Genomic DNA, 16,399 nt, shown 5'->3' with positions numbered 1-16,399 from the left:
TTCACAAAAATCACTTCATCCTACGCGCAAGCAAACAACATCGCATACTAGCGCGTCACACACTGTTTGCCATCTTACTCGTAACATTACATAACGCGCTATAAAAAATTTCTCCGCACATGGTTGTGGTACAAAAGCCGGAAAAACTCCGGAAAATGTTCCACAAATTGGCCAACGCGCGCGCGGTTAACGCTCTCGCTGCTGAGCTTGCGTGGAAAGTCCACTGGACTTTCCACGCAAGCTCACGCGACGACCTGCTTTCGCGCGCACAATGCTGCGCGAAAGCAGATCGTCGCGCAAAACTCGCGCCACATTAATTAAGGCACTAGCGCAAGGAAGCGTTGTAATGCTGTACCTTAAGCGTGCGGCGAGAAGAATCAAGGCTGCCGAGCACCATGCGACGCAAAGCCTGATCCGCATCAGCATGAGCCTCAAGCCACTTTTCACCGTGCTTAACCAGCTCCTCAACCGGCGCATACACAGGATACAAGCCTTCGATCAGAGCTTCAGCCATGTGGAAGGTGCGGTTCTTCCAAATCCACTCAACTTCAGCAAAGTAGCGCTCAACATAAGGCTTAACCAAATCGCCTTTAGCAGTGCTTGCAAAGCCAGCAACCACAGCTCCCATTTGCATATTCGTCAAATCGAGATTACGCAAAGCCTGTTCAAAAGCCCAATCCTTAGCTTCTGCAGTTGAGCGAGCTGCACGAGCTTGGTAAGCGTATTCGCGATTCTCAGTCGTGTCGCGCTTTTGAAGTTCCGCATCAATTCCAGCTTCGTCCAAAGCGTTCACACCTGCGAGCGCAATAAGAACGCTCCAGCGTAAGTCGTTGTCGATTTCCAAACCTTCTAAGCGCACGGAACCGTCGAGCAATCCGTTAGCTACGCGCACAAACTCAGCATCTCCAACTTCGCCATATCCAAGATAAGCCTTAACAAGTTGGAATTGCTCGTCGGAACCTGCAGAAGCTGCCAAAGCCAACTGCCACAATTCGTGAGCAACATGCTTTGCGACTTCTGCTTGACGCTCTGGAACCACGTAGTGGCTTGCAGTTACTTTCACTTGACCAAGAGCATAGCGGAAAGTAGTTGATTCACGCTCGGTTGCCAAAGCTTTAAGGCTGAGTTCCACGAAGCGTTCTGCTGGGAATTCTGCGTCGCGAGTCATATCCCACAATGCGAGCCAAATAAGCGAGCGAGTCAAAGAATCCTTGAAACGATACAAGTTTTCTGCAGCAAACTCAAGCGACTTTTCGTCAAAACGTAGCTTTGTGTAAGTCAAGTCGTCGTCGTTTACAAGGATAAGTGCTGGCATTTTTTCGCCGCACGCTTCAACAACTTCCGTCACTTCGCCGTCAACGTCAAGTTCGATTCGCTTTGTGCGCTTAATTTCGCCAGTTGCTTCGTCTACATTGTAGAATCCGACAGCCAAACGGTGTGCGCGCAGAACAGGATGCTCAACTGGTGCGCTCTGACGCAAACGCAAGGAAGCAATAGTGCCGTCACCTGCTTCTTCTACTTCGGTAGAAATCGTGTTAATTCCAGCTTTTTCAAGCCACTGAGCACTCCAAGCTTTCAAATCGCGGCCGCTTGTAAGCTCTAACTCGTGCAACAAATCAGCCAAAGTTGCGTTGCTGTATGCATGCTTACTCAAATAGTTGTGGATTCCTTCAAAGAACTTTTCGCGACCAACGTACGCTACGAGCTGCTTCAAAACGGAAGCGCCCTTTGCGTAAGTGATGCCGTCGAAGTTGACTGAAGTGTCATTCAAATCGTTGATTGGAGCCACGATTGGGTGCGTTGTTGGGAGCTGATCTTGATTAAGCGCCCAGCTTTTTTCGCCGGAATTGAAAGTGCTCCAAGCGTCGTGCCATTCAGTTGCTTCAGCGGTGGCAAGAGTAGAAGTGAATTCTGCGAAGGATTCGTTAAGCCACAAATCATTCCACCACTTCATGGTTACGTAGTCGCCGAACCACATGTGTGCAAGCTCATGTAAAACTGTTACAACGCGGCGCTCAGCATAAGCATCCGTAACTTTAGATTCAAACACGTACTGGTCGCGAATCGTAACCATACCAATGTTTTCCATAGCTCCAGCGTTATATTCTGGCACGTAAATCTGATCGTACTTTGCGTACGGATACGGCACTCCCCAAGTCTTAGCGTAGAAAGCAAAACCTTTCTTCGTAATATCGAACAAGTAGTCAACGTCTTTTGCAAAAGCGTCTTTAAGTGCCTGACGGCAATACATTGCCATTGGCACTACGCGACCGTCTTCGTTGTTGTAAGTTGTGTGCCACTGCGCGTAAGGTCCTGCGCAAATAGCAGTTAAATAAGAGCTCATTTTTGGAGTTGACTCGAATACCCAGTGCTTCATGCCTTCTACAGCGCCATTTTCCAAAGTGCCTGCTTCAGTTTCGCGGCCTTCCAACGCGGTTTCGCTTTTAACTGGCATGTTGGAAGTAACAATCCAGCTTTCTGGAGCATCAACCGTAAAATCAAAAACAGCTTTCAAATCTGGCTGATCAAATACAGCATAAACACGGCGAGCATCCGGTACCTCGAACTGAGTATATAAATACACGTTTCCGTCAGAAGGATCGACGCTTCTGTGCAAGCCTTCGCCCGTGTTGGAATATTGGCAATTTGCTACAACTTCTACGGTATTATGCTCCAGCAAATTTGCAAGCTCAATTCGGCTGTCTGCAAAAACTTTAGAAACGTCAAGATCGGTACCGTTTAACACCACGGATTCTACACTGTTTGCAATTAAATCGAGGAAGCTTGCGCTACCAGCTTTAGCATCGAACTCAATCTTCGTGCGCGAAGTAAAATCGCGTCCGCCTTTTCCTAAATCGAGCGCAACATCGTAGTGAATTGGCATTTGGATAGCGTCGAAACGCTCTTGAGCTTCTACGCGAGTCAGATTTGCTCCTGGCATATTTTGCACCTTTCTTATTTTTTCTTATTTTTGATTATATTTACGATTATTTTTAGCTATTTACAAATAATTGCGAATATTTTCTTTATTTTTGATTATTCTTGATTATTTTCCGAAATATCCGCAACTACCGGCACAAGCATTGGCTTCCTGCGCAAAGCGCGAGCAACCCAACTACCCAAAGTTCGTCGCATAATCTGCTGCAACTTATGAGTATCGTGCTCACCGCGCATCATCGCATCCTGCAACTGCTCTACAATTTGGTGACGAACCTTCTCAAAATCAGCCTCGTCTTCAGCAACAGCGTTCAAGAAAATCTTCGGACCAGAAACAACGTCAGCGTGCTCTGTATCAACTACAACAAAGCTCGATACGAAACCTTCCGTGCCCAAAATTCTGCGCTTTTCAAGCTCTTCATCTGTAAGCTCACCAACAGAATCACCATCAACATACACGTAACCGCATGGTACAGAACCAACAACTGCAGCATTGCCATGATACAAATCCACAACATCGCCGTCTTCAGCAAGCACAACGTTATTTGGATCAACGCCAGTTTTTACTGCAATCAATCCGTTTGCAACCAAGTGACGATGCTCACCATGAATTGGCATGGCGCACTTTGGCTTCACAATGTTGTACAAGTACAAAAGCTCGCCTTCATTGCAATGACCAGACACGTGAATTGCAGCGTTATCTTTGTTGATTACGCGCGCACCCAACTGCACAAGCTTGTTAATAACCTTATAAACTTCGTGCTCATTTCCTGGAATAAGCGAGCTTGCAAGAATAACAGTATCGAATTCGTTAACAGTAATATCTCGGTGATTGCCGTCAGCAATACGTCCAAGAGCTGCCATTGGCTCGCCTTGAGAACCTGTGCACATGTACACAAGCTTGTCGTCTTGAACATCCTTGGCCTGCTTTAAGTCAACAACAGTATTTTCAGGAATATGCAAGTAGCCTAAATCCGCAGCAATAGACATATTGCGAACCATCGAACGGCCAACGAACACAACTTTTCTGCCAAACTTGTGAGCTGCGTCAACCACTTGCTGCACGCGATGCACGTGGCTTGAGAAACTAGCAACAATAATCTTGCGCGTAGCTTCAGCAAAAGCGCGATCCAAAGCCGGACCAATCGAAGTTTCAGGCTTTACAAATCCTGGAACTTCAGCATTAGTGGAATCAGCCATAAGCAAATCAATGCCCTGCTCACCTAAGCGACCAAACTCAACTAAATCAGTAATACGATGGTCAAGAGGAAGCTGATCGAGCTTAATATCGCCAGTATCAATCAAAGTTCCAGCAGGCGTTTTAACACAAACAGCAAGCGCGTCCGGAATCGAGTGCGTCACCGTAATAAACTCAAGATTAAACGGACCTACTTTCATCTTATCGCGGCCTTCAACGCGAGTAAGTTTCGGCTCAATATGATGCTCCTGGCACTTTGCTTCAACAAAAGCCAAAGTAAGCTTAGAACCAATCAGCGGAATATCCGGACGCATCTTAAGAAGATACGGCACACCACCAATATGATCTTCGTGACCGTGCGTCAAAACTAAAGCTTCAACCTTATCAAGTCGATCCTGAATATAGTGGAAATCAGGCAAAATCAAATCAACGCCAGGCTGCTCTTCTTCCGGAAACAGCACACCGCAATCGATAAGCAAAATATGACCGTTATATTCAATTACGTTCATATTGCGGCCGATTTCACCCAAACCGCCGAGTGGAACGATTCGCATTGAACCTTTGCGATATTTTGGTGGCGCAATAAGAGCACCTTCTCTTTGATCGTTAACTACAGGAGGAAGAACATTTCCTGTTCTACGAGTTGATGACTTTGCATTTTCTGTTTTAGTTTCTTTGTTGAATTTAGCTTTTTTAGTTGATTTAGTTTTAGCAGTTTTTACATCTTTAGTAGATACTGATTTAGTTGAAGTATCAGCAGACATTTTTTTATTCACTTTTTTCACCGACTGTCGAATTTGCTTAGACGACGCAGAAGATTCTTGGTTATTAAGAGAACGCATATTATCAGCGTCAGATTGCAACGCATCGCGTACTACTTCAGCAAGAATTTCCTCAGTACGTTCATCATATTCTATTTTCATATTCATCTCACTACATCTTGCGATATTGCGCACTTCTTTCTAGTGTACCGTTAGGACTCAACTCAGCTTTTGTCACTGAAGCGGCAGAAACTTTACGCAGCTGTAAAATTTCGATCGGATTAAAGCGAGAAAACGGCAGAAACTTTACACACGTGCGCAGTTAATGTCGCTTTTTAAGCACCATTACAATAAACCAGCCAAGCGTGGCGATAGGTATAGCTGCCATTGTTGAGATCCATGGAACCATCATTCCGGCATGCGAATTCCACGAGTCGATTGCAGCTCCAGCAGCCATCGAGCCTAAAGAACAGCCGACAGCAGACGCAGTTGGTAGCCATGAAAGACCTTCCGTAAGCGATTCTTCAGGAACAGTTGCTTTCACAATAAGATTTCCAGTAGCAAAAATTGGCGAAACACATAAGCCGGAAAGCACTTCAAAAACGCTCATAAGCATAAGTCTGTCTATATTAAGACTCATAAGCATAAATCCGACAGTTAAAACAGTCAAAAATACAATCAGATGCGACCAATTAGAACCGCGGAATTTATGCGATCCAAAAATAATCGCTCCCACAAGCGAACCACATGCAAACAATGCCAACTGCATACCAATGAAATGATCAAGCCCCTGAGCTTTCATTGCAGCTGTTACAGACACGTCAAATGCACTAAAACTCATATTAAATACAACAAACATGAGCACAAGCGGGATAATGCCGCGGTAAAGCAGCACGTTTTTACCGCGCTTTTTTGAGCGATGATTATGCAATTGCTTAAGACTAAATTTGTCTACAAATGAGCGTTTCACTTCTTGCTTTTGAGATGCCACATAATCTTTGGAAATTTCATCTTCTTTTTGAGAAGCGATTAATACATCAACATCTTCAGCTGCAGCAGTTGGAACTTCCACTACTTTGAGCACAGCAGGTTGAGTATTTTTTAGAGAAAAGAACCAAGCTCCGCCCAATCCACTTGCAAATACTGGCACGAATAATTGCGAAACAGGGTGCACAGAAGTTGCTAACCACGCGGCTAAAATAGGTCCTAATATAAACACAATTTCATCGATACCAGATTCCAACGCATAAGCAACGTTTAATAAAGAATCGTCATCTTCTGCACGCAATGTATAAGCCCAACGAGTACGCACCAACGCGCCAAAAGCAAACTGAGTTACGCCCATCACAATTGCTAACACAAAAAGCAAAACAAGAGGAACCTTAAATAAAGCTGCAAATGCAAAAGAAATCATAGCGATTACTTGTGCACTTAGCGCAATAACTCCAACTTTACGCTGACCAAAACGGTCAAAAAGCTTAGCATACACAGGAGTTACCGCAGCTTGTGCAAGCACATACGACGCAGACATTGCTCCAGCAATAGTCCAATTGTTATACAAATGGTTTAATGCAAGAACAATTCCCAACGCAATCATAGACATTGGCAAACGCGCAATCGCGCCTGCTACACAAAACGCTTTAGCTCCATTAAATGAAAATAATCTAGAATATTGAGAAAATACCGATGCTTTCTTAGTTGCCGTTTGGGACGACATATATTTCTTTGCTCCTTTTTGTCAAGCAAGTCACGCAACGTTATACATTTGCATATTTTTATTAACGCGTTTTAGAACGAGCATTTGCTTGCTTTGAACGAACTCTCGGCTCACCTGAGTAAATATACAAGTCATCCACCAAAGATTTCACGTTCTTAGCTTCATAAGGATGATCCGAGCGCATAAAAGAAGCATCTCTTCTAAGCCCGTGATAATCGTAAAAGCTTACGTCACACGCTGAATCAGTATGCAAATAGTAACGATTTACTCCGTTATTTCTTAGCATATGCATTGTTCGCTTCCACAAGCCTCCACCGACACCATGCCCACGAGCATCTGGAGAAACAAGGAAAAGCTCCAATTCCGCTTGAGTTAAATTATTGATATGAGATTTCGCTTCAAGTTTAGTTTCCAACGCGCGCATGCCGTACGCTTCTTCTAAAGCGAGAGCATAGTTTTTGTCACAATTTTCTTTCATTGCGGCTTCTTGCTCGCGAAGCATTCTCCCTACTTCTGGAAATAAAACAGGTGCGTCAAAAACTCGCGCCAAAAGCAGACCCATAAACTTACCGTCTATTTCAGCAATAGTACCATGCGTTGAAGGTTCTAAGTAATGCAACACACATCTTCGAGAAAGACTTAACGAAGCATCTTTCCCAACTTTTTGCGCAATACCCCAAGTACGTTCATATTCTTTAACCATTGCATCAATATCACTGAGTTTTACAGAACGAAATTCAACAGTCATGATTCTTCCTTACTTCATACTCAAATCGATGTTGTGTGTATGCCCGCCCACACACACACTGCACGAGGAATCTGCACGTTTTCGAAGTGATGCACGATGCGTTTCAATCGCGGCGCAAAATACGTTACAGCAAACAAAAATTGCAGCAAATAAATTGCGACAAAATGATTGCAATAGCAACATTTATGCGTCATCATCATCGAGGGAGATTAACGTGTCAGAGTGTAACTCGGCAAGGATCTCATCTTTCGTTTTTTGCTCGGCATGAATTTCCCGTTCACATTCATCCGATATGTTCACATAATAAAGGGTGGCATCGATAGCATCAAGCGGAACCTTAGTCATAAGAGACAAAAGCAGACGATACCAGTCAAGCTGGCCAAGTTTAAGCGCAATATCTTGTGGTTTGGTTGGTTTTCTTCCGGTTTTCCAATCGACTATCGTGTACAATTTGCTTGGATCTTCTGGATTTAAACCACCTGCAAATATTGCGTCGATTTTGCCATTAATAATTTGATCGCCTAATTCTGGAACATGAGCTACAATCGGCTGCTCTGCTGCTATAGGACGGCGATGCGCCCATTTTGATGTTATTAAACGCTGCTTCCATATCAACAATTTGCGCTCCGAAGATTTTGCATTTTGCGAAATATTCTCGCAAGTTTCAGCAACGTTCTCAACAGCATTCTCATCAACGTTTTCATCAACGTCATACTGAATAGGATTTTTATTCACGCAACAAGCTTTTACAAACTGTTCAGCCCAAGCATGAAAACGCGTTCCCAAATCAGAAGCAGGCGAAGAAACGCTAGGAATAGGGCGAATAATTGCCATCCATTCCTTCCGCAAACGCTTAGCATCCGCATCATTAAAATCTTCATTCGCGCGCGAATAATCATTACGAAACATAGCGCGCCTTTGCACAGCAGTCACATTGACATTTTCAACATTAGAAAGCTGCTCTGCTCTGTTTTTTAACTCTTGAATGTTGTGATACCAATCAATTTTCGGCATTAAATCTGCATCTTGTAGCAAAGCTTGAGCTTTGTAAAGCAAAGAATTATCTTTTGAAATACCAGAAATTTGATTACTCATTTTTGAATTTACAACGTCTTGTGCAGATTTTTGCAATACACTACGTATAGCTTCACTAGATGCACTCGGCCAAGATAATTGTTTCTCATTATCTTCAGTTGGAATAGTGCTTTCCTCGCTAAATAATTGCGCAAGTTGCGAAGCTGACTCCCCTACAACATAACCTACTTGATTTGAAGAATCTGAAACCTTAGCTGTGACCTGAACCGGAGATTCTTCAGATCCGCGCATTGAATCATACATTTCCTGCCAAAAAACAGAAGGTTTTTTAACTCTAGAAGTTGAAATATTTGAAGATTCATCTACAGAAGAAGCTGCACTATTGGCAAAATTTTCTTTATTCTCAACAACGCTCATAGCATTAGACTGGCTGCAAGTGAGCAATGCTGCGAATTTAGCACGCGTCAAAGCAACATACATAAGGTGACGCTCGTCAATATGCAAAGCGCGCCCTCGCTCCTCGACTTGCGAAAGAGACAATGTGCCAGTTTTCATCACAGCGTCATACACTTTGCTAGCTTCTGAAGGAATCGCTTCTACTGGAGCCTGCTCATGCTCATGGAATTTTTCTGCCAAATCAAACATTTCTCTAGCTCTTGATCCATAAACTTCTGCGTCGATATCGTCTACAGTTAACATATTTTTCAAAGATTTTTGAGGTTCCATGCTAGTTTCAAGATCAACATCGTGAGGGAATCTTGGCAATATGTTTGCATCCACTCTCATAGAAACAGGCACTTTTGAAGCAACTTCGAGCGTTGCGTATGCCCTTTCCCTGTACACGCCACTTTGTTGCGTTGCTATTACGCGCAAATTATCGCCTTGATTACTTGGGAACGCGCCTTCATTAAGCCCAACTATCGCTACAGCAGGCCATTCCAAACCTTTCGATTGGTGAATAGTCATCAATACGACATCCGCAGCCTCATCCACTGAAGAAGGTTGATCGTTAATTTTGTCTATATTGAAAATCCAAGACATAAACCCATGCAAAGTAGGAGTTGTAAAATCGCTCATTTCTTGCAAATACGCGTCTGCTAGTAAACAAATAGAATCGACAGTAGAGTGCATATCGTCAAGAAGCGTTGCATTAGAGGAAGTATCATTCATAAGCGCACGAGATAGCGCAACGTCAATATCAACGTTAAGCGTTTCTACAGCAACGCGCATAATATCTTGCAAAGAGCCAGATTGAGCACGTTGTATTGCATGAATCATTTGCCCTATTCTTAACACTGCTATATAAGCTTTAGAGCTTAAATTATTTTTTAGCTCAAAAAGCAAATTATTGTTATTGTTGTCGTTATTTTTTGCTTCTTCGCTTAGTTGCGTTTCGTATGCTTCAAGCAAAACATCCGCCACAAAAACTCCACCATGAATACTATTGGTTTGCGAAGCTTGAGATTGCTGTTCTCGAACAACTTGCGACCACTTAGAGCGAGGAGTTTCAGCGTTTACTAAACCTGCTTGCACTAAAGCACGAAAAACATATTCGATATTCTTTGATGTTGCAATATTAGCTATAGCAGCCAAATCGTCAGTATTAAGCGCAAAACGAGGAGTTGCAAGCAATCTCATCAAAGCTTGAGTATTTGTGTGATCTGCAACAACAGAAAGAAGAGCTAAAACATCTCGAATTTCTGGTTTTTCAAGCAATGCAGAATACCCAACAGTAAGAGTGCGTAAACCTGCTTTTTGTAATGCTTCTTCATATAACGGAATATTATTTTTGCTACGGAAAAGAACTGCAACTCGAGCAGATGCAGAATTAGTATCGTCGTTTTCAGATAGCGCATTATGTTTTACATATTTTACAAAACGCACAACGGCTTCTACTTCTTGATATTGCGTAGGCATATTTAACACACTAAAAGTACCTTTTGGTGCATTATCTAAGTATTGCAAGTTTTTCACTTCTACTTCTGTAGCAAGTGAACTACTATGGCGAAGCGCAGGCACTCGCAAAGGTTTCGTAATAGAATTTGCAGCTTTTAAAATAAGCTGCGAATTGCGTCGCGTTCTAGTAAGAGAAAACTCACTTGACTGGTCGATATTTAGTGCTTGCTCAAGCTTTCTGAAAGCTCCGGAACTAGCTCCTCTAAACGAGTAAATAGCTTGGAACGGATCACCTACTGCAGCAATATTCGTTTGTTGAGTAGTTAAAAAGTCTTGATTTTCACTAGTTTTCGCAGCAACGCTAGCTTCTTCCACACCGTTAGTTTTTTTATGAAACAGCGTTGCAATCAGCATTGCTTGAGTTGTAGAAGTATCTTGATATTCATCAAGCAAAACTTGGCTGTATTGGCGGCGATACTGCTCTGCAATAGAAGGAAAATGCGTCACCAAACGGTATGCAGCAATAGTAAAATCGCTAAATTGCGCCATATTTGCGCGCTGCTTTGCTGCGTCAAAAGCCAAAACTAATTCAAGTAATACATTGCGCTTCTCAGCAGCTTCAAGCAAGTTATTACAAGATTCATAACACTTATTTTTTAATGTAATATTCAGGTATTCTACGTATTCTTTTCCGTAATTTTCGCACTTTTCGAAATATTTTTCATCTGAATCGTTTTTTCCGCGACGCAATTTAATAGAGCTAGGCTTTTTTGCAATTATTTCAGTAGTTTCAGCACAATTAATTGCTTTTTGCAAATGCTCAATCCAAGCGTTATTCCACTTCTGAATTTCTAAAACAGCTTTAGACGTGCTATCTATAGACTCTCCCCTGCTATTTATGCCAATCATCGAGCATGAAATATCTGCTGCGAGCGCAAGCACGTCGTCAATAAGCGCATCAAAACTATACCAAGACAGCACTTCCGCATGATTAGTAACATAATCGTTTACTAGCGGTTTTATTAATTCGCGCGCACCTGCATCGCTTAAAGGTTGCGTATTTTGATCAAATCCAACAAGCAAACCATATTGGCGCACAATTGACTGGAAAAAAGCATCGTATGTCATTACTTCTGGCTTCAAAAAGCCACTTGAAGATGCGGAATTTCCGTTATTGATAAGCTTATTTATTTCGCTACTATGCTGACTTACAGCTTGAGCAACTCTTGCAAGCAGCTCAGAAGCTGCTTTATTAGTAAAAGTCAAACCCAAAATACTTTCAGGAGCAACTCCGCGCTCAATAAGGTCGATAACTCGACGAGTCATCGTATACGTTTTGCCGCTTCCAGCTCCTGCAACAATAATCATGTTCTTATTTGTTGGTGCTTGAATTGCTGCAGCTTGCTCCGCGCTATCGGTGTTCTTGCGAGTAAATTGCTTATTTGTTTTATCAATCATAACTACAACACCTCATATACAGTGTCTATACAACCTGCGCATGCTGGGCATACTTGTTTTCCGTTGCAATACTTTAAGTGTTCAGAAGTTGGGTGCGCAATAATCTTATGCGAACGAACTGCCGCAGCAGCATAGCAAACGCGCGAAATCATAGTAAGAGACCATTTTGCACTTTGGTTTAATGATGTAAACGACTGCCAAGCGCTTTCGCTTACATTTTCTGGACAATTCTTCGCAATATCGTCAAGATGCGGACAATCTAACAATCTTGCCATATTTTTGAATCCAACTCGTAACTCAAGCGGATTATTATTTAAAGCATTTTTTACGCAAAGCGGCGGCTGATACACGTTTTCAGCAACGTTATGATCTTGAGCAGGATAATCGTTCTTAGCAACGTGAAATAGAATACTTCGCGAAATAATCGGCGCATTCGACGCATCAATAAGAGGTTTCTCATCAGAAAAAAGTAAAGCAAGCTGGTAGCAAACTAGCTGCAAATCGTTAAAAACTCCGCTTGCTGTTAAAGGCTTTCCTGTTTTATAGTCCAGTAAGCGAATATGCTCGGAACCATCTGAATTAATGCGCTTTTCCATGCGATCAATTCGACCGTGAATATGTACTTGCATATCTTCACTTGCGCCATCCGGCCATCCTCCAACTAAAGCACCCATCAATTCGTAGCAATCATGCGTAGTAACGGTTTGCAAATTTGCATTCTTAAAAGTATTGTTCAATACGCGAGCAATATCATTAAATCCAAAATGCGCGCTTGTTTGCAATTCGCAATACGCTTGTTGCAATCTACCTATGCTACTTTCTAAAGATTTTTCGCTTTTTGTAAGAGATTCTAATATGCCGTTTTCTGACTTTTTTGAGTTAAGCGCATATGTTGATTGATCGTAAGAAGTGACAAAATATTGCGCAATTGCATGTAACGCACGTTTAATATTCTTCTCACGCGCAAGAGCCGAATAATGCTCCTTACTATCTCGAATATCTGCAAGTTCAGGCGCAATACTTAGGTAATACTTTTCCATAAGATTTGCGATTGCGTTACTGCGGCGCACAAGCGGAGAGTAGGGAGAATAGTCGGCTGAATTATTCGCGACTTCGGCTGAATTATTCGCTGTTTCAGTTTCATCAACTTCAGTTTCTGGCATATCGTAATGCTGATTTTCGCTTGCCCATCTTGCAGTTTCGTGAATGAGCGTGCCAAAATACGTTGCTGCACTGCCGGGTTGAGGACCTAAAAGCTGACGATTTAGCAATCCGCACACAGGGCATGCCCACAAACTATCTACAGCTGAAGGAGACAAGCTTACAACAGAACTAGCTTTTTTAGCAGAGCCAGCTTTTTCATTGTTTTTTTCATTGTCTTTTTCAACAGAAGATTTTTTATCAACATAGTCATCGACATCGCTCATAAAATCCCACTCAAAAGGATCAGCGCAAAATACTCCATTTTCTTTAAGTAATTGCAACGTTTGAGCAGCGTCAATAATCGCATTTCTAGACTTACTATTCTCACTATTGGAACTATTTGCAATATCGGAACTACTTGCACTATCTGCACTATCTGCATTACCTACACTATTTCCAAACTCTTCTTTCATAGAAGAAGCACGCAAAATTTGCGAACGAGCAGCACACACTAGTCCACGAGCATCCATATCTAAACCGGCAAAAGGTGTAGTAAATTCCGTAAAAGGCGTGCGCGAATTTTCATTATTGTAGTATCTTTCAGGCAAATAATAATAAAGAAAGTCGCTTGGCACAGCACTATCGCTATATTGCGCGCTTATATACAAACGCTCTGTTGCGCGCGTAATAGCTAACAAAAAACTGCGCTGTTCCGAAGCAAAAACTGCAGATTTATCATTATTCGAAAGAAGTGACGCATTCACAGTCAATTTAGAAGCAGAAATCTTAGAATGCAAAATAATATTCGCTAAACTTTCTGCGCCAAACATAGTGCTACGAGAAGCAAGATTTGGCCACACACGTTGTTGCAAAGTAGGCATCCACACAAGATTCCAATGTTTTCCAACAGAACCAGCAGGAGTAGTAAGCGTTACAGCATCTGGAACAGGTGCTACTTTAGCAAGAGAATCAGCTTCAATTTCCATGCCACGAACTTGAGCTATAAAATCTGCAATACTTACAACATTTTCTTGTCTAAAAGTATCGTCAAACGTATTCATTGAAGAAATATCAGAAGAAACATATGAAGAAACATAATCAAAAAGACGCATTGCAGCATCCAAGCGATCGTTGGCTCGATAACCTTCCGAATTATGCTGTAAAGACATACGCTGCCAACGCTCAGCAACATGACAAATATTCCAAGCCTCACCAAGAGCGTATTGAGCATTACTCAAATCAGGATTATTGCGCATACGAGAAGCGAGAATTTGCACGTTTTTCCACAGTTTTACAAAAGCTGCAACGTGCGGATTTCGAGGAGCCATATTCTGCAATATTTGCAACACTGTAGAATCATCATCTATAGAACGTGCAACATCTGCTACACAAAGCAAATAGCACGCATCGAGAGATAATGGCATAAGATCATTTGAACTGCCATCAATACGACTATTATCAACCAAAATTTGAGATTCAACGTACGCCTTGCTTTGCGCATCATGAAGCGAATTTTGCAACAAATCCCAGTTATGAACAAGATTTCGCAAAGGAGCATTAGATTCAAAGTTCTTGTTCTTTTCACCATTTTGCTCAATTAAAACAGCCGAAAGAGAAGAAAGAGAACGCATAAGCAAATCTACAGAATATAACTTCGCAGGTATTTCAACGTCTAAATCACCGTAAAATCCAGAATCACTTTTAGTAATCGCGGAAAGCGGACTATCCATAATATTCTGAACTCGCAAACGCACCCACGAAGCCAAATTTTGCAAACTTCTACCATGTTTTACTTGCTCAACAATTCCAGAAAAACCGTGCTGCGCAAATTGAGCAAGTTCAATAAGCGCAAATAAACCTTGCACAAACGGCTCATCTTTTAATGGGCGAGTCACTGACGAGTATCGCACAGGAACCCCAGAAGCGCGAAGCTGCTCGCCAAAAAGACGAACAGTAGAATTGTCGTGCGCAATTAACGCCATATCGCTCCACTTGCGCTTATTATTTACGTGAGATTGCTTCATTTGCCAAATAACAGCATCTAATTCCTCGCGCTGTGAACGATATAACGCTGTAAAAACAGTGTCGTCTGAATTGAGATTAGAATTTTGGAGGGTTTCTATAGGCTCAATCGGTAAGGAGCCTACAAATTTTGGCATTTTCCAAGGGCGATTTGGGAGCGCAACATCTGTTTTATATTGCGAAGTAAGCGAAAGAGAAACGCGTGAAGCGAGCAATTCACGCATCGAAGGTGCTTGGGTATAATTTGCAAAAGTTGGATCTGCAGAATAATTTTTAGAAAAATCGGCAGAATCGTCGGAAGAATTTTCGCAAGAATCAGCAAAACCCGTATATTCTAAAGTTTGCTCAGCAGCATTCAACTCATCCAAAGCTGCAGAAATTGCATAATCCGGGTACGCTCCTCTAAACGATTGCACAGATTCATCCGGATTCGCAAGCAAAACTAAACGCGTGCCAATCTTCGACAAAGTCTCAATAAAACTCAAACCAGCCAAAGTAATATCTTGATAATCATCGACTACAAGAAGAGCTGGAATTTCAGAAGAATTTACTAAACCATGCTCTCCTAATTCGCGCGCAGATTTTGCACCCTCAACCAACAGTTGCGAAGCGTCAAGTCGGAAAGAAGACTTATAAGTGTCGGCAATTATTTTTCGATATTCAGCACGCAAAGCAAACGCCAAACGCCATTGAGTTAATCTACGTTTAATAAGCACAGACGTTTGTAAAATATCACTATTATTGGCGTAAGATTGCTCGTCACTAAGAGCGCGAAGAACTGAATTTTCGCTTTCAAAATCGCTAATACCAAGCTCATCTAAACGAGCGAGCATATCGCGCAATTGATGCATAAAAGCGTTGTTAATATCGAATCTATCTGCCAAAAATTCTGGAGACGAAGAAGTTGATTGAGCAACCGGAGTTGCGGAAGGCGCAGAAGGCACTGAAGCGGCGGAAACTGCGCAAGTTAATGGAACAACCCATTGAGACGTTTCAAAATAATCCTTAAAAAGCGCGCATATATTGCAATCACCATTATCTCCACGCATAACATGCTCAATGTGTGCGCGCAAAACTTTACGAAGCAAAGAATCCTGCTCAGCACCATTTAGCAGCTTAGGCGAAGGATTATTCTTTAACTTACAGCAAGCAGAAATGATAGTAAAAGCCAAAGAAGCCAAAGTGCCAACTGGACGAGACTGCTTACTTACACCAATTTGGCGAATAATAATATTGTCAATTTTTGAAGCAAGAACACGATTTTGCACAGCCATCGCAGTAACATCATGCGACCAACGCTTATAGCCGGAAATTGCTGCGCGCACAGCAAACTGCGTTTTACCAGTATTCGGCGCACCATACACAAGCAACGCATTAGTCACATTGCCAGAAGAATTGCGTAACGTACCGTCAAATAATGCTTGTAATGCAGTATCCTCACTCATACGTTTAATTCTAGCAATTAGGCAATAGTGGCGCGCAAC

General features: G+C 42.3%; 6 protein-coding genes. All 6 read right to left on the bottom strand.

What is annotated here, in order from left to right; translation table 11 throughout:
- Positions 1 to 325 precede the first annotated feature (325 nt).
- The 6 genes from pepN to HXT32_RS01160 all read right to left on the bottom strand — a co-directional run bounded on the left by pepN (position 326) and on the right by HXT32_RS01160 (position 16,360).
- Positions 326 to 2,941 carry an aminopeptidase N gene (gene pepN, locus HXT32_RS01185; RefSeq protein ID WP_415693651.1) on the bottom strand — a complete coding sequence of 872 codons (2,616 nt, stop codon included), beginning with the start codon at positions 2,939 to 2,941 and terminating at the stop codon, positions 326 to 328.
- Between the two features lie 95 nt (positions 2,942 to 3,036).
- Positions 3,037 to 5,064 carry a ribonuclease J gene (locus tag HXT32_RS01180; RefSeq protein WP_004109330.1) on the bottom strand — a complete coding sequence of 676 codons (2,028 nt, stop codon included), beginning with the start codon at positions 5,062 to 5,064 and terminating at the stop codon, positions 3,037 to 3,039.
- Positions 5,065 to 5,218: 154 nt separating this feature from the next.
- Positions 5,219 to 6,613: an MFS transporter gene (locus HXT32_RS01175; protein ID WP_415693650.1), complete on the bottom strand. Its 1,395-nt coding sequence runs from the start codon at positions 6,611 to 6,613 to the stop codon at positions 5,219 to 5,221.
- A gap of 61 nt (positions 6,614 to 6,674) precedes the next feature.
- Entirely contained in the window at positions 6,675 to 7,361 is a 687-nt protein-coding gene (locus tag HXT32_RS01170; protein ID WP_004109321.1) for a GNAT family N-acetyltransferase, read from the bottom strand.
- 183 nt (positions 7,362 to 7,544) lie between these two features.
- Positions 7,545 to 11,750 carry an ATP-dependent DNA helicase gene (locus tag HXT32_RS01165; protein ID WP_415693649.1) on the bottom strand — a complete coding sequence of 1,402 codons (4,206 nt, stop codon included), beginning with the start codon at positions 11,748 to 11,750 and terminating at the stop codon, positions 7,545 to 7,547.
- 2 nt (positions 11,751 to 11,752) lie between these two features.
- On the bottom strand, positions 11,753 to 16,360 hold the full coding sequence (locus HXT32_RS01160) for a PD-(D/E)XK nuclease family protein (RefSeq protein WP_415693648.1): 4,608 nt from the start codon (positions 16,358 to 16,360) through the stop codon (positions 11,753 to 11,755).
- Positions 16,361 to 16,399: the final 39 nt, after the last annotated feature.

The sequence above is a fragment of the Gardnerella sp. DNF00747 genome (assembly GCF_049262675.1).
Classification (GTDB): Bacteria; Actinomycetota; Actinomycetes; order Actinomycetales; family Bifidobacteriaceae; genus Bifidobacterium; species Bifidobacterium swidsinskii.
Note: the sequence above shows the minus strand (reverse complement) of the source record. Positions and strands in the feature narration are given on the sequence as shown.